At 63.5% G+C, this 26,235-nt stretch carries 27 protein-coding genes and 1 pseudogene; 19 read left to right on the top strand and 9 right to left on the bottom strand.

Going from position 1 to position 26,235, the window contains the following annotated elements:
- Positions 1-9: 9 nt before the first annotated feature.
- Genes ACREB7_RS08620 through ACREB7_RS08600 form a run of 5 tightly spaced genes read left to right on the top strand, consistent with a single transcriptional unit; the run spans position 10 to position 5,476 of the window.
- Positions 10-270, top strand: a complete 261-nt coding sequence (locus ACREB7_RS08620) for a sarcosine oxidase subunit delta (protein WP_431591859.1) — start codon at positions 10-12, stop codon at positions 268-270.
- A complete protein-coding gene (locus tag ACREB7_RS08615; protein WP_431591858.1) occupies positions 267-3,182 on the top strand; it encodes a sarcosine oxidase subunit alpha family protein in 2,916 nt (971 codons plus the stop codon). Before ACREB7_RS08620 ends, ACREB7_RS08615 begins: the two co-directional genes overlap by 4 nt.
- On the top strand, positions 3,175-3,705 hold the full coding sequence (locus ACREB7_RS08610) for a sarcosine oxidase subunit gamma family protein (protein ID WP_431591857.1): 531 nt from the start codon (positions 3,175-3,177) through the stop codon (positions 3,703-3,705). Before ACREB7_RS08615 ends, ACREB7_RS08610 begins: the two co-directional genes overlap by 8 nt.
- A gap of 33 nt (positions 3,706-3,738) precedes the next feature.
- On the top strand, positions 3,739-4,593 hold the full coding sequence (purU, locus tag ACREB7_RS08605) for a formyltetrahydrofolate deformylase (RefSeq protein ID WP_137889235.1): 855 nt from the start codon (positions 3,739-3,741) through the stop codon (positions 4,591-4,593).
- Between the two features lies 1 nt (position 4,594).
- Positions 4,595-5,476, top strand: a complete 882-nt coding sequence (locus ACREB7_RS08600) for a bifunctional 5,10-methylenetetrahydrofolate dehydrogenase/5,10-methenyltetrahydrofolate cyclohydrolase (protein WP_431591856.1) — start codon at positions 4,595-4,597, stop codon at positions 5,474-5,476.
- A gap of 12 nt (positions 5,477-5,488) precedes the next feature.
- Here ACREB7_RS08600 and ACREB7_RS08595 read toward each other — a convergent pair whose 3' ends face one another.
- Entirely contained in the window at positions 5,489-6,463 is a 975-nt protein-coding gene (locus tag ACREB7_RS08595; RefSeq protein WP_431591855.1) for an asparaginase, read from the bottom strand.
- Between the two features lie 23 nt (positions 6,464-6,486).
- Positions 6,487-7,842 (bottom strand): MFS transporter, encoded by a 1,356-nt coding sequence (locus ACREB7_RS08590; protein ID WP_431591854.1) that lies wholly within the window; start codon positions 7,840-7,842, stop codon positions 6,487-6,489.
- 161 nt (positions 7,843-8,003) lie between these two features.
- Between ACREB7_RS08590 and ACREB7_RS08585 the strand changes: the two genes are divergently transcribed.
- The gene (locus tag ACREB7_RS08585) at positions 8,004-10,433 is read left to right on the top strand and encodes a TonB-dependent receptor (RefSeq protein ID WP_431591853.1); all 2,430 of its coding nucleotides are present in this window, start codon (positions 8,004-8,006) and stop codon (positions 10,431-10,433) included.
- 96 nt (positions 10,434-10,529) lie between these two features.
- Here the strand turns inward: ACREB7_RS08585 and ACREB7_RS08580 are convergent, their stop codons facing one another.
- The gene (locus ACREB7_RS08580) at positions 10,530-11,594 is read right to left on the bottom strand and encodes an ester cyclase (RefSeq protein ID WP_431591852.1); all 1,065 of its coding nucleotides are present in this window, start codon (positions 11,592-11,594) and stop codon (positions 10,530-10,532) included.
- A 48-nt stretch (positions 11,595-11,642) separates the two neighbouring features.
- The gene (locus ACREB7_RS08575; RefSeq protein ID WP_431591851.1) at positions 11,643-12,683 is read right to left on the bottom strand and encodes a LacI family DNA-binding transcriptional regulator; all 1,041 of its coding nucleotides are present in this window, start codon (positions 12,681-12,683) and stop codon (positions 11,643-11,645) included.
- A gap of 181 nt (positions 12,684-12,864) precedes the next feature.
- On the opposite strand from ACREB7_RS08575, the gene ACREB7_RS08570 reads away from it, so the two are divergent.
- From ACREB7_RS08570 to ACREB7_RS08525, 10 genes are all read left to right on the top strand, one after another.
- Positions 12,865-13,995, top strand: a complete 1,131-nt coding sequence (locus ACREB7_RS08570; RefSeq protein ID WP_431591850.1) for a hypothetical protein — start codon at positions 12,865-12,867, stop codon at positions 13,993-13,995.
- 10 nt (positions 13,996-14,005) lie between these two features.
- Positions 14,006-14,758 (top strand): HpcH/HpaI aldolase family protein, encoded by a 753-nt coding sequence (locus tag ACREB7_RS08565; RefSeq protein ID WP_431591849.1) that lies wholly within the window; start codon positions 14,006-14,008, stop codon positions 14,756-14,758.
- Positions 14,755-15,459: an alpha/beta fold hydrolase gene (locus ACREB7_RS08560; protein WP_431591848.1), complete on the top strand. Its 705-nt coding sequence runs from the start codon at positions 14,755-14,757 to the stop codon at positions 15,457-15,459. The genes ACREB7_RS08565 and ACREB7_RS08560 overlap by 4 nt, the downstream gene beginning before the upstream one ends.
- On the top strand, positions 15,456-16,694 hold the full coding sequence (gene otnK / locus ACREB7_RS08555; RefSeq protein WP_431591847.1) for a 3-oxo-tetronate kinase: 1,239 nt from the start codon (positions 15,456-15,458) through the stop codon (positions 16,692-16,694). The genes ACREB7_RS08560 and otnK overlap by 4 nt, the downstream gene beginning before the upstream one ends.
- Positions 16,691-17,317, top strand: coding sequence for a 3-oxo-tetronate 4-phosphate decarboxylase (otnC, locus tag ACREB7_RS08550; RefSeq protein WP_431591846.1), 627 nt, complete (start codon positions 16,691-16,693; stop codon positions 17,315-17,317). Before otnK ends, otnC begins: the two co-directional genes overlap by 4 nt.
- 1,074 nt (positions 17,318-18,391) lie before the next feature.
- Positions 18,392-18,712 carry a DUF736 domain-containing protein gene (locus tag ACREB7_RS08545; RefSeq protein ID WP_058456001.1) on the top strand — a complete coding sequence of 107 codons (321 nt, stop codon included), beginning with the start codon at positions 18,392-18,394 and terminating at the stop codon, positions 18,710-18,712.
- Between the two features lie 468 nt (positions 18,713-19,180).
- Complete coding sequence (locus ACREB7_RS08540; RefSeq protein WP_431591845.1) at positions 19,181-19,345, top strand: hypothetical protein; 165 nt, start codon at positions 19,181-19,183, stop codon at positions 19,343-19,345.
- Positions 19,346-19,468: 123 nt separating this feature from the next.
- Entirely contained in the window at positions 19,469-19,900 is a 432-nt protein-coding gene (locus ACREB7_RS08535) for a hypothetical protein (RefSeq protein WP_431591844.1), read from the top strand.
- 309 nt (positions 19,901-20,209) lie between these two features.
- The gene (locus ACREB7_RS08530; RefSeq protein ID WP_431591843.1) at positions 20,210-20,524 is read left to right on the top strand and encodes a DUF736 domain-containing protein; all 315 of its coding nucleotides are present in this window, start codon (positions 20,210-20,212) and stop codon (positions 20,522-20,524) included.
- A gap of 189 nt (positions 20,525-20,713) precedes the next feature.
- Entirely contained in the window at positions 20,714-21,484 is a 771-nt protein-coding gene (locus ACREB7_RS08525; protein ID WP_431591842.1) for an ATP-binding domain-containing protein, read from the top strand.
- An 84-nt stretch (positions 21,485-21,568) separates the two neighbouring features.
- On the opposite strand, the gene ACREB7_RS08520 is transcribed toward ACREB7_RS08525, so the two are convergent.
- From ACREB7_RS08520 to ACREB7_RS08505, 4 genes are read right to left on the bottom strand one after another with little or no spacing between them, the layout of a single operon-like run.
- Positions 21,569-22,462 (bottom strand): JAB domain-containing protein, encoded by an 894-nt coding sequence (locus ACREB7_RS08520; RefSeq protein ID WP_431591877.1) that lies wholly within the window; start codon positions 22,460-22,462, stop codon positions 21,569-21,571.
- A gap of 44 nt (positions 22,463-22,506) precedes the next feature.
- Positions 22,507-22,980, bottom strand: coding sequence for a hypothetical protein (locus tag ACREB7_RS08515; protein WP_431591841.1), 474 nt, complete (start codon positions 22,978-22,980; stop codon positions 22,507-22,509).
- A 41-nt stretch (positions 22,981-23,021) separates the two neighbouring features.
- Complete coding sequence (locus ACREB7_RS08510) at positions 23,022-23,354, bottom strand: hypothetical protein (protein ID WP_431591840.1); 333 nt, start codon at positions 23,352-23,354, stop codon at positions 23,022-23,024.
- 59 nt (positions 23,355-23,413) lie between these two features.
- A complete protein-coding gene (locus ACREB7_RS08505; protein ID WP_431591839.1) occupies positions 23,414-23,905 on the bottom strand; it encodes a LuxR C-terminal-related transcriptional regulator in 492 nt (163 codons plus the stop codon).
- A 190-nt stretch (positions 23,906-24,095) separates the two neighbouring features.
- Here ACREB7_RS08505 and ACREB7_RS08500 point away from each other — a divergent pair, with 190 nt between their 5' ends.
- The 3 genes from ACREB7_RS08500 to ACREB7_RS08490 are packed head-to-tail and all read left to right on the top strand — an operon-like array spanning position 24,096 to position 25,968.
- Positions 24,096-24,416: a TrbG/VirB9 family P-type conjugative transfer protein gene (locus ACREB7_RS08500; protein ID WP_431591838.1), complete on the top strand. Its 321-nt coding sequence runs from the start codon at positions 24,096-24,098 to the stop codon at positions 24,414-24,416.
- A complete protein-coding gene (locus tag ACREB7_RS08495) occupies positions 24,413-25,624 on the top strand; it encodes a TrbI/VirB10 family protein (RefSeq protein ID WP_431591837.1) in 1,212 nt (403 codons plus the stop codon). The genes ACREB7_RS08500 and ACREB7_RS08495 overlap by 4 nt, the downstream gene beginning before the upstream one ends.
- On the top strand, positions 25,621-25,968 hold the full coding sequence (locus ACREB7_RS08490; protein WP_431591836.1) for a DUF2274 domain-containing protein: 348 nt from the start codon (positions 25,621-25,623) through the stop codon (positions 25,966-25,968). Before ACREB7_RS08495 ends, ACREB7_RS08490 begins: the two co-directional genes overlap by 4 nt.
- Positions 25,969-26,107: 139 nt before the next feature.
- Here ACREB7_RS08490 and ACREB7_RS08485 read toward each other — a convergent pair.
- A pseudogene (locus tag ACREB7_RS08485) lies at positions 26,108-26,235 on the bottom strand (IS5/IS1182 family transposase); the annotation flags it as partial.

Here is a 26,235-nt window from a genome sequence, read left to right as displayed (position 1 = left end):
GGCGTCGCGATGATCATCTCCTGCCCGCATTGCGGGCTACGCGACAGCAGCGAATTCTATTTCCGTGGCGAGGCGCCGACGCCTCGTCCCGACTATGAAGAGGGAAACGTCGCGTTCGCCGACCATGTCTATGGGCGCATCAATCCCGCCGGGCCGCAGAAAGAGCATTGGTATCATGCCGCAGGTTGCCGGAGCTGGCTGGTCGTTGAACGCGACACGCGAACGCATGATTTTCTGTCGGTGACGCTGGCATCGGAGCAGGGGCGATGACGCGCCTTCAGGCGGGCGGCCTGATCGATCGCACCAAGGCGGTCGACTTTCGCTTCGACGGCCGGGCGCTGACGGGCTTCGCAGGTGATACGCTGGCGTCGGCGCTTCTAGCGAATGGTGTCCGGATCGTCGGCCGGTCGTTCAAATATCACCGCGCGCGCGGCATCCTGACCGATGGGATCGACGAGCCCAACGCGCTGGTGACGCTGCGTGGCGGTGCGCGCGCCGAGCCCAATTGCCGCGCGCCGTCGGTCGAGCTGTTCGATGGCCTGGAGGCGCAAAGCCAGAATTGCTGGCCCAGCCCGAGTTTCGATCTGATGGCGGTAAACGGGCTGTTCTCGAAGATCTTTGTCGCCGGCTTCTATTACAAGACCTTCATGTGGCCTGCGGCTCTTTGGGAGCGTCTTTATGAGCCGCTGATCCGCCGCGCGGCGGGACTCGGGCGCCTGAGCGGCCAAGCCGATCCCGACAGCTATGATCGCAGCCACGCCTTTGCGGACCTGCTGGTCGTCGGCTCGGGTCCGGCCGGTCTGTCGGCTGCGTTGTCGGCGGCGCGGAGCGGCCTTCGCGTCCTGCTGGTCGAAAATGACAGCCGGGTGGGCGGTCGATTGCTTTCGGAACGCCACGAGGTCGGCGGACAATCGGGGACGGCGTGGGCTGCTGCGGCGCTGCGCGAGCTGGCCGCGAACGACCGGGTGACGATCCTGACGCGGACAAGCCTGTTCGGCGCCTATGATGGCAACAGCTTCGGTGCGGTCGAGCGCGTGTCCGACCATTTGCCGATCGCAGCCGACGGGCAGCCGCGTCAGCGTTACTGGAAGATCGTCGCGGCGCAGGCGATTTTTGCGACGGGCGCGACCGAGCGGCCGATCGCCTTTGGCGGCAACGACCGTCCGGGCGTGATGATGGCATCGGCGATCCAGACCTATGTCAATCGCTATGCGGTCGCACCGGGCAAGCGCGTAGCGATCTTTACTGTCTGCGACACGGGATATGACGTGGCGGCGGACCTCGCCGCCGCGGGTGTCGAGATCGCCGCGATCATCGATGCGCGCGGCCAGCCGACCAGGGACGTGGCGTTTGCCCCCGTCATTGCGGGCGAGGTGGTGCGCACCTTTGGCAGGAGCCTGAAGGCGATCGAGGTGCGCCGTTTCGACGGTGGCATGGAGCGCATGGCCGTCGACCTTCTGGGCATGGCGGGCGGCTGGAACCCGAATGTCGGTTTTGCGAGCCATCTGGGCAAGCGGCCCGACTGGTGCGATACGCTCCAGGCGTTCCGGCAGGGTACGCTTCCGGGCGGGATGATGTTTGCAGGCGCGGCCGACGGTGCCTTGTCGCTCGCCGACGCAATGGCGAGCGGCGAAGCTGCGGCGCGTCGGATCTGCGATGCGGCGGCGGCCGCGCAGCCGGTGGTGGTCTCGGCGCAAGCGTCGCCCCATGTCGTCAGCGACAGCGGTCAGAAATCCTTTGTCGACTTTCAGCATGATGTGACGGTCGACGACGTCCTGCTCGCCGACCGCGAAGGCTATCGTTCGGTCGAACATCTCAAGCGTTATACGACGCTGGGCATGGCGACCGACCAGGGCAAGGCGGGACAGGTCCTCGGCCATGCCGTTCTCGCGCAGCATCGCGATGCGGGGATGGCTGCGATCGGTACGATCGCAGCGCGCCCGCCGCATACGCCCGTGGCTATCGGCGCGCTTGCGGGTGTGCACCGCGGCGAGCATCTCAAGCCCACACGGCTGACGCCGACGCATCGCTGGGCGGCGGAAAACGGCGCGAGCTTCGTCAATGCGGGACTGTGGAAAAGGGCCCAATGGTTCACCCGGCCGGGCGACAAGGATTGGTTGGCGAGTGCGGTTCGCGAAGCGAAGGCGGTGCGATCGACGGTCGGCATCTGCGACGTGTCGACGCTCGGCAAGATCGAGATTGTGGGTCCCGACGCCGCGATGCTGCTCGACCGGCTCTATGGCAATATGATGTCGACGCTGCCCGTCGGCAAATGCCGCTATGGCGTGATGCTGCGCGAGGATGGCTTCGTGTTCGACGACGGTACGGTCGCGCGCCTCGACGACAATCGGTTCGTCATTACGACCACGACAGTGAACGCCGTCGCCGTGATGCGGCACATCGATTTCGCGCTGCAGGTGATCTGGCCGGGCCTCAAAGCCCATGCCTGTTCGATTACCGAAGGCTGGGCGCAGATTGCGGTCGCCGGTCCGCTGTCGCGCGCATTACTTCAGGATCTGCTGCCCGCCATTGACCTGTCGAACGAAGCCTTTCCGTTCATGGCGGCGCTCGCCGGGGAATGGAACGGCATTCCGATGCGACTCTTCCGCCTCAGCTTTTCGGGCGAACTCGCCTATGAAATCGCAGTACCGACCAACCATGGCGATGCGCTTGTTCGTGCACTAGCGTTGCTGGGCCGGGCCTATGGCTGCACCCCCTATGGGCTTGAGGCGCTTGGTATTCTGCGCATCGAAAAGGGGCATGTGGCGGGCGGCGACCTCAACGGGCAAGTGACTGCACACGATCTCGGGCTTGGGCGCATGCTCTCGAAGAAAAAGGATTTCATCGGCCGGGCGATGGCCGAAAGGCCCGCGCTCGTCGATCCGGGCCGGCAGATGCTCGTCGGTTTGAAGCCGGTCGATCCCGCGCAGCGGTTTAGCGCCGGATCGCATCTATTCCGGAAAGGAGCGGCGCAGGTGGCGAGCGAAAGCCAGGGGCATATCACCTCCGTGGCCTACTCGGGCGTGTTCGATCATTGGATTGCTCTCGGCCTGTTGGAGCATGGACCTGAGCGTATCGGCGAAACCATCGCCGCCGCATCGCCGGTGCGGGGAACCTGCATCGAGGTCGAAGTGTGTAGCCCGGTCTTTTTCGACGCAGCGGGGGAACGCCTTCGTGCCTGACCATCAGCTTTCCGCTTTCGATACCATTCTCGCCGACCTGCCGACTGCACATCCGTTCGGGCTGCGGGTCGAGGCCTTGCATGTCCACCAGACCGTAGCGACGATGGCATATCGCGGCGCCGAAGACGACACGGGCGCGGCGCTTGCGGCTTTCGCGCGCGGGGCGCCCGGAGCAACGGTATTGAAAACCGGTCCCGGAACATGGCTGACGCTGTGCGAAGAGTCGCATCCAGGCCTGGACGATGCGGCCGCGACCTTTGATCAGGGCGACGGCTATGCCTTGCTCAAACTGCACGGTCCTGCGGCGATGCGCGTCTTGCAGAAAGGCATATTTGTCGATCTGGAAACCGCCCTCGCGTCTGACGGAGACTGCGTCTGCAGCGTCATCGCCCATATCAATTTGATCGCCTGGCGGGCCTCTTCGGGCACACTGGGCGTCGCCGTCCCGCGAAGTTTTGCGGGCAGCTTCTGGCACTGGTTCAGTGCCGCGGCTGCAGCGGAGGGCCTCGCGGTCGGGCGCTAACGCCATTTATCCATGGTTTGAAACGAAGGTATCATGACCGAGAAATTCATCCTCACCATGTCGTGTCCCAATCAGCGCGGGATCGTGTCCAAGATTTCGACCGCAATTTTCCGGGCGAACGGCGACATTCTCGAAGCTGATCAGTATGATGACACGACAACGGCCAGCTTTTTCATGCGGGTCGTATTCGACCTCGCACCCGCTAGCGAAGCGGCACTGCAATCGGATCTCGGCAAGCTGGCGAATGACCTTGGCATGCAATGGGATCTTCGCCGCGACAGCGTCCGTCAGCGGGTTCTGTTGCTGGTGTCGAAGTTCGATCATTGCCTCGTCGATCTCCTGTACCGCTGGCGCATCGGCGAGTTAAAGATGGATATTGCCGGAATTGTGTCGAACCATCCGCGTGAGGTATTCGGTCCGGCGGATTTCGGATCGATCCCCTTTCACTATTTGCCGGTCACCAAGGAGACGAAGGCCGATCAGGAACGTCAGATCCGCGAACTCGTGGAGGCGGAGCAGGTCGATCTGGTCGTACTCGCGCGTTACATGCAGATTCTGTCCGACGAGATGGCGGCCTATCTGTCCGGGCGTTGCATCAACATCCACCACAGTTTTCTGCCGGGTTTCAAGGGGGCCAAGCCCTATCATCAGGCGCACAGTCGCGGCGTGAAGCTGATCGGTGCAACCGCCCATTATGTCACCGCCGACCTCGATGAAGGGCCGATCGTCGAGCAGGACGTCGAACGCGTCAGCCATTCCGACAGTCCCGACGATCTGGTGCGCAAGGGGCGCGATATCGAGCGCCGCGTGCTCGCGCGTGCGCTGTCGTTCCACCTTGAGGGCCGCGCATTGCTCAACGGATCGACTACCGTGGTGTTCAGGGACTGATATGGCGGCCGCGCTGATCGACGGCGCCGCGCTCGCGCGGCGCCTGAACGAAGAACTCAAGGTCAAGGTCGAGGCGCTTGCCGTTTCCGGGGTGGTGCCGCGCCTTGGCGTGATCCTGGTCGGAGACGACCCGGCCAGCCACACCTATGTCCGCAGCAAGAGCCGGGCGGCCCGATCGGTCGGCATCGATTCCGTCGAACATCGGCTCGACTCGAGCATTGGTGAAGCCGAACTTCTGGCGCTGGTCGACCAGCTGAACCATGATCCCGATACTGACGGTATCCTGATCCAGCTGCCGCTGCCCCGGCAGATCGACGTTACCAAGGTGCTGAGGGCCGTGCACCCTGCCAAGGATGTGGACGGTTTTCATCCGACCAACGTCGGTGAACGCGTAACGGGCGCCGGCGGGATTATCCCCTGTACCCCGATGGGCGCGATGTTTCTGATCGAAACGGTCCGTTCAAACATTGAAGGGCTCGATGCCGTGGTCATCGGCATGTCGAACATCGTCGGCAAGCCCATGGCTGACCTTCTGCTTTCGGCGGGCTGCACGGTGACGGTCGCCCATATCAAGACGGTCGGGCTGCCCGCAATCTGCAAGCGCGCCGACATCGTCGTGGTAGCGGTGGGTAAGCCGGGGCTTGTCCGCGCAGAATGGATCAAGCCCGGCGCGATCGTCATCGACGTCGGGATCAACCGCATCGTCACAAGCGACGGCGAAAAGCGCCTCGTCGGTGACGTGGCGTTCGAAGAAGCCGCGGTGGTTGCTGGAGCGATCACGCCGGTGCCCGGCGGCGTCGGACCGATGACGATCGCGTGCCTGCTGCTCAACACCTTTCAGGCGGCGCTGGGGCGGCGGGGCGCAGAGCTCCGCGCGGGCTGAAAGAGTGCGCGCCTAGTGCGATAGCCAGTCTGCGATGTCCTGCCGCGATTTGCCGTCCGACAACAGAAGCTGGACGATGATGCGCGCTTGCGCCGGCCGCCAGCGGCCCCCGTTGATCACGCCGCGCCGCGCCAGATCGATTTCGCTGCCGCCATAGGCGTAGCTGCGCGACAGGGTATGCCCCATTCCGACGCGGCTGGTGATGATCACCGGAATTGCCTGCGCGAGGTCCGAAATCGCGTCGACGGCCCGCGACGAGACGTGGCCGCCGCCGACCCCCGCGATGACGAGTGCGCCGATTTCGGCGCCAAAGAAGGCTGCGACCGTCTCGGGCTCAAGATCCAGACCGGCCTGGATGATCGGAACGGGCGGGACTGGCCCGCCAACGCGCAACGGCTTGCGGACGAGTGTCGGGCGCATCTGCAGGTCGAGCCGCCCTTCGACGATGTGGCCCATCGGTCCGAACGGGTCCGACGTAAAGGCATGGGGTCGGCTGCTATGGATCTTTCTCACCAGGTGCGGCGCGTGAATTTCGTCGCCGAACATCACGGCGGGACCAAGGCCTTCCGCTTCGCGGTTTGCGGCGACGAAGATCGCCGACGCGAGGTTTGCGGGGCCATCGGCACCGGCCGCTTCCGGACTTCGCATCGCCCCTGTCACGACGACGGGTTTTGATGTGGGCATCAGCAGCGATAGCGCGAAAGCCGTTTCTTCCAGCGTATCGGTTCCGTGCGTCACCACCGCGCCGCAAAAGCCCGCCTGCAGCCCCGCCTCTATCTGGTCGGCAATCTGCTGGACATCGGCTAGCGAGACGCTCGCGCTCGGCTTGGCGAAGAGCTCTATATGCTCCAGCCCCAGATCGGGGTGCGCCGCGCGCATAGGCGATAGCAGATCGAAACCCGCTTCCGGTGCGACGCCCTGTTCGCCTGGCTGCGCGGTCATCGCAATGGTCCCGCCCGTGGAGAATATGCCGACCGTTCGCGTCATGCTGGCGACATCGCCCATGATGCTCAGGCAGCCGGAACGGGAGCGACCGGGACCGGTTCTGTCTTCCGCTTCAGGGTTTCGGGGAGGCTGAGCCAGATGATCGCTGCGATCGAGAAGACCAGGCTGGCGATGGTCATCGTGGCCGCGAGCCCGAAATACTCCGCGATCTGACCGGTCAGAAGCGGTGCGAAGAAGCTGAAAATGCGTCCCCAGTTAAAGATCGATGCGGCGGTCGATTTCAGGTGAGGGGGATAGAGTTCGGAGAGCCAGGGTCCCCATACGACGCTGCAAGCGAGGCACGCGCCATAACCGAAGGCGACGATATTGAGGACGTCGGGACTGATCGGCGCGTAGAGATAGACGAGGATGAGCGCTGCCGCGAGGAAGAAGCCAACCGCGGCGGCGCGGCGCCCGAACCGGTCGCCGACCCAGCCCCAGAAGAATCCGCCGATGACGCTGCCTGCGAACATCCAGCTGACCGACACGCCGATCGCAGCGTCGCTGAACATGCGGACGGTCTTGAGATAGGTTGTCGCCCAGCCACTGAAGGCCTGATAAGCGAAGAAATTGAAGCCCGAGACCATGGTCAGCATGATCGTCTGGCGACGGAACTGCGGCGAGAAGAGCTCGCTGATCGGCAGCTTGCCTTTCGCGGTCGCGCTGGTGACGGCACCGCCGAACGGGATCATCCTTCGATCGTTCGGAACGGCGAGGGGAGCCAGAAATGCCAGCGCGACGGGAACTGCGCCAGCCCATAGCAGCAGGTGCCAGTCGAGCGAACGCTCGAATATGAAGGTTGAGGCCGCGCCCAGAAGTGAGACAGCTAGATAGGAGGAGCCCATGATGACCGAGGCGACGCGACCGCGAACTTCGGAACTGAAAAGCCCCGCATAGATTCCGACAGTAATCGGATACATTGATCCGGTAAAATAGCCGAGCACGAAGCGCTGGGTCAGAATCTGCGGATAGCTGGTGACAATGGTTCCAAGCGCGAGGACCGTGCCATAGCCGACCATGACCACCATCAGCGCGTTACGACGGCCAAAGCGGTCGGCGAGCTGCCCGTTGATCACTGCGCCGACCAACGCTCCAAGCGCCTGTACGCTGTAGAGCGATCCGGCCTCGGTCAGGCTGAGCTTCAGGTCGTTCGCAATATAGGGGCGAAGGACATCGACCGTATTCCATGCCCAGGCATAGAAAATATAAGCGACGGCGAGAAAGCCGAGGGCGATGAGCCGGCGCGTCAGCGACATGTCTTCGGCGCGCGGAAAGGGCCTGTTGTTGGTTTCTGTCATCATCTTCCTCCCGTCGGAGACTTTGCGATCATTTGCGTTCGAATGCAATTGGTTTGTGACAGAGATATTGCGAATATGTCGCAATAAATCAACGGAAATTGGAGGGATCTAGGTAAGATTGATACGCTATCGGCGCCTGCGTCAAAAACATCTTGTTTGATTTTTGCATTCGAAGTACAAATCAACGCCGGGGCCGCTTCGAGTCCCTTTGAGACCTAGGGGGAATCATGCACTGCACAAATCGGATGCGTTTCTGGACTGCCGGAAGCCTCACCATCGCGGCCCTGCTCTCGGCAGCGCCCGCTGCCGCGCAGGAGGCCGCACCCTCACCCGCCGCGGATACCGCAGAAGAGGGTGGCCTGAGTGAAATCGTCGTCACTGCACAGAAGCGTTCGCAGAACCTGCAAGACGTCAGTGCAACGGTTCAGGCCCTTTCCGGCGATGATCTTGCCAAGAACGGCATCAACGACGTCTCCCGCCTCGAGCAGCTTTCGCCAGGCATGGTTTTCGCGAAGGGCGGCAATGATTCGAAGATCGCGCTTCGCGGCGCGAACTCGAACAGCACGTTCGCGGACAACACCTCGATTGTCGGCTTCTTCGTCGACGGCGTCTTCAAGCCGCGTTCGTCTCAGCAATCGCGCGCCTTCTTCGACGTGCAGCGCCTTGAAGTCCTGCGCGGACCGCAGGGCACGCTCTATGGCCGCAACACGCTCGGCGGCGCGATCAATATCTACACGAACGCGCCCGACACCTCCGAGCCCGGCCTTAGCGGCAGCATCGACACGCGCTACAGCCGCTTCAATGATCTGCGTAACGAGTTGGTGGTCAACGCAGGCATCAGCGACAATTTCGCTGCTCGCTTCGCACTGCTGACCGACAACAGCGATGGCTGGGTCAAAAATTTGATCGGGCCGAACCTCGGTGTCGCGGACACCTTCTCCTTCCGCGCCTCGGCGCTCTGGAAGGCGAGCGACAATGTCGACTTCACGCTTCGCTTCACCCGCATCGCCGAAGATGGCAATCCGGCGGGCATGTTCGCCATCAACGGTGCCTGCCGCACGGTTGCGACCAACGGGCTCACCGATCCGTTCGGACCGGTCTTTGATTGCCAGAACCCGCGTCGCGGTTCGGGCGGAACGCCTGCATTCGATATGATCGACGGCCGGCCGGGCCTTTCGAACAAGGACAAGCGGACCGTCATTCGCGACTATGTCCACGACGATCGTCTGCGCGAAGCGAACGTCACGCTGGAAAGCAATTTCGATTTCGGCGCCGTCGCTCTGAAGTCGATAAGCTCCTTCACGGACTACAAGTCGCTGCTCGGCAACGATTCCGACTACAGCTCGAACGCGCACGGGCGCGAATGGGTGGAAGAAAACAACAAATCCTACTCGCAGGAAATCCAGCTGATTTCGCAGTGGGACGGCCCGCTCGAGCTTACCGCAGGCGGCTATGCGTCTTACGACAAGCTGCTGTTTTCTTACTCGTCGCTGCGCCACACGGTCGACAATCTCGCTGCGCGTCCGACAGCGACATCGACCAATGGTGTGGTTCTGCCGGTGCTCACCGGAACGCCGATCGTGTCGTTGGCCAATTCGATCAATTCGGCATCGAACAACACCCAGTTCATCAACAGCCGCTACCTCGGCATCTTCGGCGAAGCGAAATTCTCGATCACCGACGCGCTGCGGGTTATCGGCGGCATTCGCTACAACAATGAGCGCAAGCATGCGATCAATGGCAACGCCGCCTATTTCGGTAGCCTCACGCCGAGCGTCGCGCCCACGGATCCGCGGGTCATCTTTCCCTATAACCCGGCGACGGCGACGGCGAAGAGCGATGTCACGGCGACCTTCGAAAACGTCACCTGGCGTGCCGGTGCGGAGTTCGACATCAATCCTGACGTCATGCTCTATGGCACTGCCTCGACCGGCTTCCTGTCCGGGGTGATGAACCAGAACGGCACCGTGACCCAGCCGCAAAAGTCGCGCTCATACGAGTTTGGCCTGAAATCGCGTTTCTGGGATCGCAGGGCCGAACTCAACGTCTCGCTCTATGACGTGCGTTATTCGGAATTGGCTACGACGTTCCAGATTCCCAATCCGGCCAATGCGGGCTCGTTCATCACGCTGTCCTCGAACGGCGGCGTATTGAAGGCGCGCGGGGCGGAAGTCTCGCTGGCATTGCTGCCGGTGGACTCTTGGAAGATTTCGATCGGCGCTTCCTATCTCGATGCAAAATACGGGCGCTTCGGGATCAATCTGCCGGGCGGCTTCCAGGTCATTAACGGTGCGGTTCCAACCAGCCGTTTCATCGAGCTGCGCGGCGAGCGTCCGCCTTATACGCCCGAATTCACCTTCTCGATCGCCACGGGATATGATTTCGACATCGGGGTCGGCACCCTGACGCCGCAAGTGCAGTTTCGCTATAGCGACTCCTATTTCGCGCATGGCGGCCTGCCCTACGATCTCTCGGGTTTCCAGCCGAGCTTCACGCAGACCGACGTCAGGCTTTCGTTCCAGTCGGCCGACGAACGGTGGACGCTCGAAGTCTATGGCGAGAATCTCGAGAACGAGATGCTCAATCAGCGGACGCAGACCGGCGGTGACGGGCTGCAGCAGGCGAACTGGGGCATGCCGCGCAACTACGGCGCGCGCGTGAAGATCCGCTTCTAGGCCGGGCGGAAGGACTCAAAAGGAAAGGGGGGCTTTCGCCCCCCTTTTTTGTCCGGGAAATGGCGGTGGGGGCTGAGGCCCCCCCGCCGCTTTTTGTCAGTCAGCTGTCGCCTGCTTCGCGGCATTGGTGCGGGCACCGATGATCTGTGCAAGCACGGCAATCTCGTCGAACAATCGCCATTCGCGCAAAATCTTGCCGTCCTTCATCTCGAAGTGCGTTGCGCCGAGGATCTTGACCGGACTGCGCGTCGGCGGTCCATAGAGCGGTACGCCCGAATAAGTGCCATGAAGTACCCAGATCGCTGCGATGCGCTGGCCGAGTTCGCCTGACTGGCAGACAACAAGGTCGCGCACCTCGATCTTTGCGTCGGGAAAGACGGCGAGGAGGTCGATGATCTGTTGCTGATAGGGATCGATCGCCTGTGCGCGATGCAGGCGCACGGTGTGACAAACGACCTTTGGATCGCAATAATCGACGACGCGGTCGAACCGGCGCCGGTTCCAAACCGTCTCGTACATGTCGAGGATCGTCTGGCATTCTGCGTCGAAGCGTTCGGGCCGAATCCCCGACACGCCCTCGCGCGCGGGATTGGGGTAGGATCCTGCAAACGGGCCGGCGTCGTCTGCGATCGCCATGATCTCGCCCGTTACCGGAGAGGCCTTCGCAAGGTCGGCGGCGACGGTTTCCGGATCGATGCCGAGCGATTGCAATACGGCATATTCATCGCGCACCAACCATTCCTCGACCACCTTGCCGTCCTGAACTAGGCAATGCGCGATCGTGCGCGACACCCAGTTTTTCCCGGTTGGCGGGCCGTAGGTCCAATATCCAAGATTAGTCCCGGTCTTGAGGACACGATGCGAACTGATAAAGCCCATCGGTCCGCGCTGTTCCCAGACGACGTCTTCGCCTGATCCGCCGCCGCCATTCGGAAAGGCGCTCATCTTCTGAACGCTGTTCAGGATCACATGCTCGAAGTCATAGGTCTCGCCATAGGCGGTATGAACCTTGATATCGTCGGCATAATGTTCGCCGAGCCGGCCGAGGCCCTTATCGATCCAGATCTGGTCGGTCCAGGATAGGATATAATCGCGAGGGTCGCGAAACGGCGCGTAGGCAGCCTGCTTCAGGTCGGCGAGGGGATCAAAATCTGGCATCATGCATCCTCAATTGTTGCATTCGAATGCTAAACTTCTTCCCGCTGCAATTCAAGTGTCTGTGAGCCTTGCGGAGGCGCCGCGGACCAGTTCGCCGGAAAAGACTCGCTTCTCGGTGATCAGCTGGGGGTCGTCGATGCGCGCCATCAGCATATCGATTGCCGCGTCGACCATCAGATTCGTGGGCTGGCGAATCGTGACGAGATCATAGCTTGCCCATTGTCCGGGCGCCGAGCCGTCGAAGCCCACAATCGAAATGTCTTCGGGTATCCGCAGGCCCAACGCATGACGGGCCTCGTCCATGCAGCCGATCGCGAGCATGTCGTTGGCGCAGATAATGGCATCGGGCCGCGCCGGGCCCGCCGCGAGTTTGCGCATCGCCTCGCGGCCGCCCTGATAGGTGAAGTCGGCAACGACGATTTCGACGGGTTTGACGCCGGCGTTTGCCAGCCGCTCCGCGGCGCTCGACACCCGCTGCCGACTGACCGGCGAATCCTCCGGACCGGATACGATGGCGATCCGGCGATGCCCCGCGGCGCAAAGCTCGTCGACCAGCCAGCGCTCCCCTTCGGACTGGTCGCAGGAAACACTGTTTACCGGCACCTCCTCATAGGCGCGATTGACGAAAACCAGCGGAATTTCGCGCTGCGACAGCATGTCGACGTGCCGCGGAGGCAGCGTGACAGCCGCGACGACGCCGGCGACGCGATACTGCCACAGCTGGTCGATTACATGATCTGCGTCGCTTTCGTGATCGAGTGTGAAGAGCAGGGTGTTGAGTCCGCGGGCGCTGAGCGACTGCCCCAGAATCGACGTGAATTCCGGATTGAAACCAAGGTTCGCGACGACCACTGCGACGAGACTCGACCGGCGCGTGATCAGGCTCCGGGCGATGGCATTGGGCTGGTAGCCGAGCTTGTTGACCGCCTTCAGTATCTTGGCGCGGGTCCGCGCCGAAACACTGGCTCCCGGCGTGAAGTATCGCGACACCGCCGACTGCGAGACGCCGGCTTCCCGTGCAACATCGTAAGATGTGACGGGCTTCGCCTTGTCCGTTCCTTCGCTCGCCGCCTGTGTCGATCTTCGCGCCATAATCGGGTGTCCGCCATTCTGTTGCCGTCCGGCAAAGCCGGCGCCCGCTTCTTATCTTCCTCTCACTGCGAAGCAAAACATCAATTGCCACGAAGCGGCTATTGTGTGCATTCGAATGCAGTGCTAATACGAACCTGTAACCGCGACCGGCGGTGATCAGCAGCGGGGATGAGGTTCGATCATGAATGCGAAGAGCAGCGATGGCGTCAGCGCCGAAAGTCGGCTGATCCGTTACGAGGATCTGGTGCCGTGCCAGCTCGCTTTCATCGACTGCAAGCTTCCCGGATCGGACCGCAAGCTCAACTATTCGATCATCGGCCCGGGCGTCACCCAGTCCGCCGAGCAGGTCGTCAACCTCGCCGAGCCGCATGGCTTTGCTCTAGGCGTCGCGGCGATGCCGCACGGTGTCACGAACAATCTCCACATGCACTATACCGCGGAGGTATTCATGATCTATCGCGGGGAATGGACGTTTCGTTGGGGGCCCGACGGCATGGACGGCGAAATTGTCGGACGGGCCGGCGATACGCTTTCGATTCCGACCTGGATCTTTCGCGGCTTCACCAATACCGGGCCCGACGACAGCTGGATCTTCACCTTGTTGGGGCAGGATGAGTCGGGCGGCGTTGTCTGGCATCCGAGCATATTGGACAATGCGGCGGAGCACGGGCTTTATCTCACGCGCGACAATATGATGGTCGATACCGCGACCGGCGCGCCCAAGCCGGCGGATGAAGACCTGATCGTTCCACTGAGCGATTCCGATATCGCGGCGATGCGGTCCTACACCCCCGAACAGATGCGTGCGCGAATGGTCGCGGTCGACGAGCTCGTGTGGTCTGGCGCCGCCACCCTCGATCACGTCGTGCCCGGCCATGGATGCGAAATTGCGCCGGTGATTGGTCCGGGGATGTCCGAAGACCGCGACGCGGACGCCAAAATCCGCAACCCGCACGGTTTCAGCCTGGAATATATGCGTATCGAGCCCGGTCAGCAGGTCGGCCCCTTCCGGGTCTCTCCGAAACAGGTGCTTATCGTGCGCAAAGGTTCTCTCGAAGTCGTTCTTGGGCCGGAAGGAAGCGAGAGCCGCGCAAGGGCGGAGCCCTGGTCGACATATTCGGTGCCGGGAGACGCTTGGCGGACGTATCGATCGGTCGGCAACGTGCCGGTCCTGATGAGCGTGACGACCGCCGGTGACGCGCGTGCGATCATCGAATGGGACGCCGATCTGGTCGAGCAGGCTCTTACGGCCAACCTCGGGCGCGACCCGAACGGATATCTTGCGCCCGCCTCCTTGCTGCCGGAGAATTAGGACGATGCGTGTGAACAGGCTGCGCCAGCTCAAGGTTGAAGGACGTCCGATCGTCAACGCGTGGCTTTCGCTCGGGTCGGGCTATGCGGCGGAATCGATCGCGCATCAGGGATTCGATGCGGCAACGGTCGATTGCCAGCACGGCATGATTGGATTCGAAACGGCGATTGCCATGCTTCAGGCGATTTCCAGCACCGATGCGATACCGCTGGTCCGTCCGTCAGCGCTTGTGCCGTCGGAAATCATGCGGTTCCTCGATGCGGGTGCCTATGGCGTGATATGCCCGATGATCTCGACCGCGGACGACGCGGCCCAGCTCGTTGCGGCCTGTCGTTATCCGCCGGACGGATCCCGGTCCTTCGGTCCCGCGCGCGGTCTGTTGTACGGCGGGGCCGATTACCGTGACGGCGCCAATCGCGAACTGCTGGTGCTGGGGATGATCGAGACGCGCGAGGGGCTCGACAATCTCGAGGAAATTCTCGCGGTTCCGAGCCTCGATGGAATTTACGTCGGGCCGAACGATCTGTCGCTGGCGCTCGGCTATCGCCCCGAAAACGAAAGCAGTGTTCCCGAAGTCGCCGATGCAATCGAGTTGGTACGCCGCCGCACGGTCGAGACAGGCAAGATCGCAGGAATTTTCTGCTCCAACGGTGCGTCGGCCGCAATGCGTGTCGCGCAGGGTTTCGATCTCGTCACGCCGGGCAACGACGCCGCCCTGCTGCGCGGCGCCATGCGCGATGCCGTCAATGCCAGCCGGGCATGAGCGGAACCGGGCGCCCGCTACTATGCCTGGGCGGGACGCTGTGCGACGCGCGCGTTTTTGCGCCGCTTCTGGCTCGCCTGGCCCGCCCGGCTATCTTCTGGTCGCACAACGATCATGATCGCGTGGCGGCCGCGGCGACTGCCTTGCTACAAGCGGTGCCCGACGAATTTGTCGCGCTCGGTTTCTCGCTGGGCGGGTTCGTGGCGCTCGATGCGCTTCGCATGGCGCCCGGCCGGGTGGTCGGCGTGATCCTGCTCTCCGGCAACGCCTTCCCCGACGACCCGGCCAATGCCGATCTTCGCCGGGCCGAGGTTGCAGCCGGTCGCGCTGAGGGCTTGCGCGTCTGGATGGAGGGTCGCGGAGCGGCTCTTGTGTCGCCGTCCTGTCCGGCTCCTGACGATGTCGTGGACCTTATCGCCGACATGGCCGAAGCGGCGGGGCACGACGTGCATGGTCGGCAGGCGGAGATGAACATCCATCGCCCCGATTTGCGCGCCGTGGTCAACGCATCGGGCCGACCGCTCCTCGCACTTGCCGGGATGGATGATCGTGTCTGCCCGCGCCAACGCTATCTCGATCTGCAGCATGCCTCGAACGCCACGCTTAGGATGATCGCGGATGCCGGGCACTTTCTGCCGTTGGAAGCGCCCACGGCTTGTGGCGACGCGATCGAGACTTTTCTGAAAGAGCATGATCTATGATTCTGGGGTGCATCGCCGATGATTTCACGGGAGCGGGCGACCTGGCGAGCATCCTGACCGGCCAGGGGATGCGCACGAGCCTCCTGACGTCGGTCGCCGATATCGAAAGCGCGCGGGGCGACGCGGGTGTCGTTGCGCTCAAGACCCGGTCGATCGCGCCCGCCGACGCGGTGCAGCAATCTGTCGCGGCGCTCCGCGCGCTCCGCGCCGCGGGGTGCGAGCAGTTCTACTTCAAATACTGTTCGACCTTCGATTCAACTGAAGAGGGCAATATCGGTCCAGTCGCGGAAGCTCTGCTTCGGGAGATTGGCGTCACGAAAGCCATCGTTTGCCCCGCCTTTCCCGCAAACGGTCGGACGGTTTATCAGGGTCATCTCTTCGTCGGGGATACGCTTTTGCACGAATCGAGCATGCGCAACCACCCGATTACGCCGATGACCGACAGCGACATCCGCCGTTGGCTTGGCCATCAGTCCAGAGGCGCGGTTTCCCATATTTCCCACCGGACGGTAACGCGGGGCGCCGACGCTATCGCGCATGCGCTGGCCGCAGCGCCCGACGGGCTCGTCGTTTGTGACGCCGTTGCAGATAGCGATCTTCGCGCGATCGGCCGTGCGGCCAAGGATATGGCGCTAATCACGGGGGGATCGGCGCTTGCGATGGGACTGCCCGAAAATTTTAGGGCGACAGGACAGATCGCGGACAGCAAGACGGATTATGAAGCTCGGCCCGGGCCGGCGCTGGTTCTCGCCGGAAGCTGTTCGGCCGCGACAAATGCGCAGGTGGCGCGATACAGACAAGCCCGCCCCGCCTTTGCGATCGACGGCGCCGCGCTGCTGGCGGGCTATCCCGTTCTCGAGTATGCTGATGCCTTCGCGCGCGAATATCACGAGAAAGCCCCCTTGATCTATTCGACTATCACCCCCGATGCCGTAGCAAACAGTCGCGCCCAAGCGGACTTCGGGGCCGCTTCGGCAGCGATCGAGGAGCTGATGGCCGGGCTTGCGCTGCGCGCGAGGAAACGGGGCGTAACGCGACTGGTAGTTGCGGGCGGCGAAACGTCCGGCGCGGTTGTAGAGGCGTTAAGCCTCGGGGCGATGGCCGTCGGCCCCGATGTGGCTCCGGGCGTTCCGCTATTGTCAGCCGGCGGCGTCGGATTTGCCTTGAAGTCGGGCAATTTCGGTGACGAGGACTTTTTCGAAAAGGCGCTGAGGATGATGGAGGAAAATGCGTGAGCCTGGTGCGCGCCCGCGAAGAAATCTGCCATCTTGGCCGGTCGCTTTTCGATCGGGGATATACGCACGGAACCTCGGGCAACATCAGCGTCCTTCTCGACGATGGTCGGATGCTCGTTACGCCGACGAAATCCTCCCTTGGCGGCCTTGATCCGGCGGCGCTCACTCTTCTCGATCCCGCTGGGCGGATATTGGAGGGCCTTGCGCCGACAAAGGAGCTGCCACTGCACGGCGCGATGTACCGTTCGCGCGGTGCCGCGCGTGCCATCGTGCACCTGCATTCAACCCACTCGGTTGCTGCCTCGATGTTGCCCGGCCTCGATCCGACTGACGTATTTCCGCCGCTGACGGCCTATTATCTGATGAAGGTCGGGCGGACCGCATTGCTACCCTATTTTCGACCGGGTGATCCCCGCGTGGCCCAGGCGATCGACGAACTGCAGGGGACATATTCTTCGATTCTTTTGGCAAATCATGGACCTGTTGTCTCGGGCCTCTCGCTAGCCGAGGCAACGGCGGCGGTCGAAGAGCTTGAGCAGACGGCAAAACTCTATTTGCTCGTCGGGCATCGCGGAGCGCAATTGTTGAATTGCGAAGAAACTGAAGCGCTTCGGTGTAACTAGCTGATCAATGAACGCTGGCAGCAATGAATCCCCGGAGCAGTGGATTCGGCGACCGGTAGCCGACGCTCAGGATCGCCACGCGCCGTTGCCGGAGAGCTCCGTAGGTAGCTTGCATGAGGGCCGTAAGCTGCGAGGTCGAACGTCGGCAAAGCCACTTTCGAATTCGCAAGCAGACGGTCCGTTACCGGCCAATTTCGCAGGGGCTTCCGTTTGTCGATTTGCCTGACTATCGCAGCATTCATGACAAAGCGGCCCACCATAGCGGAGCGAGTGGCAGGACTGGTCCGCAGGATGGACGGGACGCCGCTTTGCGACGAATGTATCGCCGACCGGCTCGACCTTTCGTCGATCGCACAGGCGAGTGTCGCTACCAGTTCGGCGAGCGGGACCGGAGGCTTCGAGCGGTTGAGAGGCCCCTGCGGCCTCTGCGGAGAGCCAGGGCCGGTCATCCGCTACAACGGTTGAACGTCCGGAATCCGGCCGGCCAAATCGAGCGCGGCTGAATTGGGCGTGCTCTGGCGCCGCCGGGCGGCGCCAGGGGCCGCGCGTTGTTTTGGGCCGCGCGGCGCACTTGGCTCGCTATCCTTGCCGGGCGGCGGCTGGCCCCCAGGCCCGCGCGCACGCCGCCCGGCCGCGGGCTCGCCAAGAGCGCCTTCTTCTCGGGCGCTTCGCGCCGGCGTCGAGGCCCTGTGGAATGATTGCAGGGCCTGGGCGGCAATTGTCGCCCTGCTTTGCTCCAAGACATCCGGCCCTCTCCGCCGTCCGCGGTCGCACTGTGAGTCGCACCACTTTCTCTTGTGGGTCGCGGGGAAAGGCCCTTGCGGGATCTCGGCGACCGAGCCCGCCGGGACCAGACGGAGCTTCGCGCGTCGGCTGGTTTTGGGCAGCGGTGGGCAACGCTCCCTGGCCTGCCCGAGGTCACCCCCTCCTTTCGCCTGTTTGCTGGTCCGGCTCGCTTCTGGCCGTCAACCCCATGCGGGGTTCGCCCTCGCGTGCCGCTCGGTGACGGCAGCTCGCGGCCCCTTCTTCCGGCGCCATCGGGGATGTCCCCCGAGCAAGCGAAGGAGATTTGATATGCCCACCATTGCCAACCTCAACGTCAAGGCCGACGGCAGCTTCGAAGGCACGCTGGCCACCCTCAATGTCACCGCGCCGATCGCGATCGTGCCGAATGGCCGCAAGACCAAGGAAAACGAGCCCGATTACCGCATCCTCAGCCGCAAGAACGGCTTCGAGCTCGGCGCCGGCTGGAAGCGTTTCTCGCAGAGCAACGGCGCCGAATATGTGTCGGTCACCATGTCGGCCCCCGAATTCGGTACCATCTACGGCAATGTCGCCAATGCGCCGGGCGATGATCCGATGAAGAAGGTCATCATCTGGAACCCGCCGGCCTGACGGCCATCCGGCTCCGCCTTCGGGCGGAGCCGGTTTCTCTTTCTGTCGATGGACGGCCGTTTTCGGGCCGCCGTTCGGCATGTTTGGCCCGGCAGGCCCTTGGCCAACTGGGGAACTGCGCAGGGGTTCTGCCTGACGGGCCGCATGTCGCGGGGCTTCGAAAATCATGATCTGATCGGCGTGGTGGATCGCTGGTTTGGCGTGTCGGGGAGTATTCGGTCAGGCGCCGGGAAGCGGAAGCAAGGGGGCGATGGGGCGGCATGGGGGCTGCCGCATGGGCGCGGGCCATCCCCGCTCTCGATTGCCGCTGATCCCTTGGCCGAGGCCTGGCCTCCTTCAATCAACCCGTAAAGGGTCCCCACGCTGCGCTCGGGCCGCGGCTTTGCCGCGATGATTGCGGCCAGTCCCCTTCCGGCGGGGCGCCTGTCGAGCGGGAATGGCCCGCTCCCAAGGACAGGAGTTCATCTCATGCCGCTTACCACCGCCCAATTGCTCGGCTGGAACCTCGCCCGGACCATGATGACCGTGATCATCCTTATCGAAACCAGCGCCGGTTATTCTGTGATGCCGCTCGACGAATTCGATGGCGACCCCGAAACGATCGTTTGCGAATATGACCCCTTCAATCGCTGACCCTTTGAAAATAGGTCCAGATTGGGGCCGGTTCGGGTTCATCCCCGAACCGGCTTCTGCTATGCTTCGCGCGCAGGTTGCGCTGTGGAGGTGGTGGCGGGCGCGTCCGACAGGAGGACGTACATGACCCTGATGCTCATTCTCGGCGCCATCGCGGCGCTCTACTGTCTCCGGCTTCTCTTCCGCAGCGCCAAATTCGCGCTGCCGGTGTGCGCCGCGATCGCCCTCGGCTTCGCGTTGCGCGATCTCGGCTTTGGCTGGTTGACGATCCTGGGGTCGGCGCTGATCGCGGGAATCGCCGTCCTGGCTCTTGGCCGGCGTTTGGTGCGCGGCGCGGCCCCGCTCCCCGTGAAGCTCTGCGTCATCCTGATGTTCGTCGGCGCTGCGGCCTTTGCCGGCTATCAGGCCGGGACCGCGCTCGCCATCTTGGGCGGGCTTGAAGCGGGTGCGGAGCATGGCCTCGCTTTCCTGTCGGGCCTTTTGACCGGCTATGCGAGCTGGCGCGACCTTGTGTCACCTGTGGTTTCAGCCGAGCGACAGGCCTTGTCCGTCTAGGCCGACTTCCCCCCTCCATCTTCGCTCTCCTTCCCGGCCGATTGCCGATGGTCCGTCCGGCGGACCTCCCGTCGCGATCTCTCGACATGCGCCATCTGTCAGCGGAACGCTTTGCTGACCGGCTCGGCGCAACGTCGCGCACCCGTCTTTCTTCCCCCGGCGTGCCGCCGTTCCTCGCGAAGCAAGAAAGACGGGTGCGCGCCGTCCTCCGCTTTGCTCCGGGCCCCTGGCTGCACCGCCGGTCCCCGCTGACCTTCGCTGCGCATCGAGACCGCGATGGTGCGGTCCGAGCCAAGGAAGGAATGCATCATGGCCAAGATCGGCACATTCAAGAAAGTCTCCGGAGAGTTTCGGGGGAGCATCGTCACCCTCTCGGTGCAGGCGAAGTCGGTTCGCATCGCGCCCGAGGAGAATCCGACCGGCAACGCCCCCAGCCACCGCGTCTTCATCGGCGACGTCGAAGTCGGCGCGGCATGGGAAAAGCAGACGCAGGACAAACGCCCCTATCTGTCGGTCAAGCTCGACGACCCCAGCTTCACGGCGCCGGTCTTCGCGCAGCTCTTCGCGGGCGAAGGCGATGAGCATGACCTCGTCTGGAATCGCCAGGCGCGCCGCGGCGACTAACGCTCCGATCCCGCCCGGCGCTGCCGGGCGGGATACCCATTTCTGGGGATGTGACTCCCCGCCTCATGGAATTGGCGGCCTGGCTGCCGTCGCCAAATCTCGTGCCCTGCACGGAGGCGCGCATGGCGGAGGAAGCGAGGGACGAAGGGGGCGGCAAGGCCTGGCTCGATTTCCGGTCCCGCTGTCACGATGGAGAGCCTCGTCAACAAGGGGCTCACCCGTGCCGAGGCCCGCGATCCGTTGAGCTATGACAGGGGCGATGTTGTGCGCTTCACCCGCGATTATGCCGACAAGGGCGTAGCGCGCGGCGACGCCTATCGTGTCGAGGCGGTCGATCCGGCCAAGGCTGCCATTGCACTGAGGTCCGAGGATGGGCGCGAGGTCGATTGGCGGCTTCGGCAATGGGGCGCCGGCAAGGTGCAGGTGTTCGCGCCGCAGAATATTGACCTCAGGACCGGCGACAGCATCCGCTTCACCCGCAACGATCGCGACGCCGGGCGGATCAATGGCGCGCGGGGCGAGGTGATCGCGGTGGACGAGCAGGCGCGGACGGCGACGGTGCTTGGCGCGCGCGGTCAGGTACAGACTCTCGACCTCGATGCCGTGCGCGACCGGCATATCGCCCACGCTTATGTCGATACCGCTTTTGCCGCGCAGGGACGCACCGCCGATCATGTCATAATCCACGCGGACAGCAAGGCGACCAATCTGGTCGACCAGAAAAGCTTCTATGTCGGCATCTCGCGCGCAAAGGAGTCGGCGACGATCGTCACCGACGATCGCGCAAAACTGACGTCGGCGATCAATGAGCGCGCCGGGGCCGTCCAGACCGCGCTCTCACAGGCACCTGCCGCCGGGGCCGGCATGGTGCAATCAGCCATCGCCGCGCCCGCTGCTGACAAGGCGATCAGCGCCGCGGTCTCGCAAGCGGCGACGTCGCTGCCCGGCATGGGGCTTTAGCTCTTGCCAAAGCTCGCGGTTCTTTGACGAAGAGTTGCCGAACGGGAGCCGCCGAAATCAACCATTCTTTGCGTTCGGTGGTGGTCATTCATCGCCTTCCGCAAAATATTCCATGAGGCGGTGCCCGAGATCGGGGTCGAGCAGAATGAAATTGCGCCGCCCATCGGTCCGGTCGGCCTCGCGCGTGACAAGGCCGGCGTCGGTCAGGCGCTGCAGGAGCCGGAGCGCGCTGCTCATCGGAAGGCCCGACGAAATGCAGAGTGAACTGGTGGAAACGGGTTTGGCCTCGGCCTCATGGATGAACAGCTCGACGAGCATGTCCCAGGCCGGTTCGCCGAAGAGGCTGGGCGTGCCGACGAGCTGCCGACGGAGCAGCCGCCGTCGGGCGGCGCGCTGTGCGTTCGCCAGCGCGCGCGGGGCATCGGGCGCGCTGTGCCAGTTGCCGGATCTGTCGCATAGAAAATGGTCGGGCGCAGGGGAGTAGAGAAGCGCGGTCCCTTGTTTGAGGATGGCCCGGTGGCCGCGCAGCGCGACGACGATATGTTCGAGCAACTCGATTTCGAGCGCCCGGCCTATGGCCGCCAGCCGCGCTGTTGTCGCCACGTCGGCCTCGCTCGGTGTCGGATCGCCGCTCGGATGATTGTGGACAAGAATAATCGCGGCGGCATCGAGTTCAACTGCGCGCCGGAATATCGTGCGGGGATAGATTGCGACATGGCCGATGGTGCCCTGCTGCAATTGTTCGTCGGCGATCAGGCGGCGCGCCGGGTCGAGAAACAGCACCCTGAGCGTTTCATGCGGCAAAGCGCCCATCGACAATTTGAGATAGCGAAGCAGTTTCGGATTGGCGGGATCGATGCCGCGGTCGTCGAGGTCGGCCCGCAACGATTGGATCGCGGCCGCCTGCGTTGCGCAAAGCAATGCGCTGACCGCGCTGTCTTTGCCAAGCGTTCTCGCCAGCGTCTCCGGGGACTGCACGAGGATGCGCGCGAGCGTGCGATGTTCCGCTAGCAGAGCCTCAGCTATGGCCGCGCTATTGTCGGGCTCGATGACGGCGACGAGATTTGCCAGGACGGCTCGCTGTCGCCGCGCGCCAGCCGACGCTGGTGACGCCAGGTTGCGAGGATGAGAATCGCCGGGACCGGCCACGACGTCGCCACCTGCATCGTGAGATAGGCCGCGGGATGAAGGCCCACGTCGATCATCCGGCTGGTGTGCGCCAGCAACGGGGCAATGTGCAAAACGGCGACGCACATGGGCCAGAATCGATGCGCAAAAAGCGCGAGGATGATCGTCGCCGTCGCGCCGAACAGGTCGATCGCAAGATGGCCGCTGTCCAGCGACAGGAAATTCGGCGGGACGAAGGCGTGGAGCAATTGGTCCAGCCCCACCATCGCCGCCGCGATCGCTGCCATCACACGTTCCGGGCCGCCTCCGCGCCAGGCGGCATAGCATATGGCAACCGCCAGAAATCCAAGGAACAATGCGATGCGCATGAACCAAGACTTTCATGGCGGTGCCTGCCCGTCAATCGGCGTCAGGCCGAACCGGCTTGGACGCCGGTTACCGTCCCGGCGATCGACGGACATTCGTGAAGGTCATAGCCCGCGGTCTCCCGGCCGATGTCGGCGAGTTCACCATGGACACGCAAGATTTCTCCGCTGACGCCGACCAGCGCGACCTGCGCCTTCATCAATCTCCGGATCGCGGCCTGTCCTTTGACCGCGGGCACTCCGACCGTATCGCGCCGGGCGGTGACGACACTTGTCATCAACGAGGATAAGGCGATGAGCGCATCGTCGATGCGCACTTCGGCCGCAGGGACATCGCGGATGAGACGTGCGGCCGTGATGGTGATTTCGTTGGACATGACTTCTCCTCTGCCGGAAGCCAGTGCTCCGGCCATTGCTGATCGACTGTGCGAAAGGGTCACCCGGAAAGGAGGCGCGTCAGTGTTTCACCGATCGTCACCGCCGCAAGAACGAGAATGACGAGGGCGGCCAGCATCGCCGCCATGATCCCGCCCCGGTTCAAGCGACGATGATTGTGCCTCCAGAGACCCTTGGACGGCGGGTCGGCCACGATGTCGTTCAGCGCCAGCGGGGCCGGCTCGCCGTCCGGGAAATCGGATGGCACGAGGTCAGTGCCCGGCGGTAGTACGACCGGATCACATGGTATCCGGTCGTAGGTCTGGCGCAGCCGGGCGTAGATGAGTGCGGCCTCGTCGCGATTGGCGGCGCCGAGGATATGCCGGGCAGTGGTGATCCTCAGATCGACTGCCTGCTTCGATATTTGGAGGCGGCGCGCGATCTGTTTCGAGGTCTGGCGCTCGAGCAGCAAATCGAGACATGCGCGCTGTTTCCCGGTGAGACGCGCCCAGCGCAAAGGCTCGTCCGACGGCTGCGACCCCGAATCAGTCATTGTTACACTCTTGTCATAATCGCGCGCGACGCAAGTTGTCGCGCCCGCGTTTCGGGCTGGACCGGTTCTCGAGATCGCCGGCACTTACGCCATCGCCTGTCTTTCATCGCCACGCTGCGACGCGGCGAAAAGCTTGTTGAATCCGGCGCTTTGCTGCGTCTCTTACTCATCCCCGTCGAGCGGGGCGCCCTTGCCCCGCGTCAAGAACCGGGGACCCGATGGGCGCAGAACCGATCCGGCTGGAGGCACGTCATCGCAGCGCACGCATGCTGCGCACGGCGACGGGCGGCAGATCTTCATCGAATTCGGCGACGGCATCGCCAAAGGCGACATGCCGCCGCTCTTCGCTGCCGGAGAGAAGGGCGAAGCCGAGCTTCTGAATTACCGGGTCCACGGTCGTTACATGATCGTCGATCGGCTGTTCGAGCGCGGGGAGCTCCGCATGGGCGCCGGGCGTGCGGCCCGGCGCGTCATCATCGAACGCGCGGGACGCGTGCGGGGGCGCTCGTGAGCGCGCCGGAACGCGAGGAGGAGGCAGGTCTGGAACCTGCCGCCGCGCCTCCTGCAGGAGAGGAGCCGTTCCGGCTTGGCGCCGAACCGCCACAGGTGATGCGGCTGTCGCGTAAGGCCCTCGCGATCCTCGGCGGCGCCTCTGGCATCGCGATCGGGGGCGCGCTCCTCTATGCGTTGCAGCCGACGAAGCCCAAGGTCGCCGAAAATCTCTATGACAGCGACCGACCGAACAAGTCGGAGCTCGTGACAGGCGCGCCGGGCGATTATGGCAAAATTCCGAAGCTCGGCGAGCCGCTGCCTGGCGATCTCGGCCGACCGATCCTTGCCGCGCGCGAAAATGGCGAGACCGTTCCGGTGTCCCCGATAGGCGCTGCACCTGCGCCCGATCCGCGCATAGCTGCGGCCGAGCAGGCCCGCGCGCGCGCCGCGCAGGAACGCGAAAGCGCGCGTTCCAGTCAGCTCTTCCTCGGCGGAGCGGCGTCGGTCGCTTCGCCCCTGCCTGGGCTGGGGGCCGCCTCGCCGCAGCCACTCCCCCCACACGCCACGGCAAATTCAACGGCGGCGGAGAAGCGCTTGGGGTTTCTTGGCGGCGGCGGACGTCCGGCGGAGAGCAGCGCGCGCGTACTCGGACCGTCGTCGCCCAATATCGTGCAGGCAGGCAGCGTCATCCCGGCAGCGCTCATTACTGGTATCCAGTCCGATCTTCCCGGACAGATTACGGCGCAAGTGACGCAGAATGTCTATGACAGCCCGACGGGGCGCATCCTCCTCATTCCCCAAGGTGCAAGGCTCGTCGGGGAATATGACAGTGAGATCGCGGGTGGGCAAAATCGTGTCCTGTTGGCGTGGGATCGTCTGATTTTCCCCGGCGGACGATCGATTGCCCTCGACCGGCTGCCGGGGGGCGATGGTTCCGGCATGGCCGGCCTTGCCGACCGGACCGACCTTCATTGGGGCCATATGCTGAAGGCCGCGCTGCTCTCGACGCTGCTTGGCGTCGGCGCCGAGCTCGGCGCCAGCGATGAGGATCGTATCGTGCAGGCGGTGCGCGGCGGAGCCCAGGACAGCATAAATGAAACCGGGCGTCAGGTCGTGGAGCGGCAATTGCGCGTGCCCCCCACGATCACCATCCGCCCCGGCTTCGTCCTACGTGTCATCGTGACCCGCGACCTCATTCTGGAACCAATGAATGGAGACGGACGATGACAAAGCTGCGTTTGGGGCCTGTCGCGGACGAGAAGCCGGTCAAACTGACGATCGAACTTTCGGGACGACTTTTCCGTGAGCTGTCAGAGTATTCAGCCGCGCATGCTCGCGAAACGGGATTGGCCGAGCCGCTTTCGCCGGAGCGCATCGCTCCCCGATCATCGAGCGCTTCATTGCCGGTGACCGTACGTTCTATAAACAGCGCAATCGCATCGAGCGGGTGTTCGGTCACCTCAAGATCAACCGCGCCATTGCCACCCGATACGATCAACTCGCCAACAGCTTCCTCGATGGTCCACATCGCCACCGCCAGATGCTGGCTCAAATTTGTCCACGCCGCCTAGCAGCTACGCTGCCCAATCCCCTTCGTAGGCACCACGAAGCACGGCTCCCCAAAGCGGACACAGCCGTCCGATCGAAGCGACTTCCGCATGCTATCTGCGAGCAGTTCCAGAGACCCTCTACCGGCTCGCGGTCAGTGCCTTAGGTCATCGACTCGTTATGTCGCAGCCAAATCCTGATTGAGGCGAGTTGGACTGAGGCTAGGAAATTGTCGGCGCGTTTATCGTATCGCGTGGCGACGGCGCGGAAGTGTTTGAGTTTGCTGAAGA

The organism is Sphingopyxis sp. (genome assembly GCF_050725615.1).
Lineage (GTDB): Bacteria > Pseudomonadota > Alphaproteobacteria > Sphingomonadales > Sphingomonadaceae > Sphingopyxis.
The sequence above is the reverse complement of the archived record's forward strand: the minus strand, read 5'-3'. Positions and strand labels throughout refer to the sequence as shown.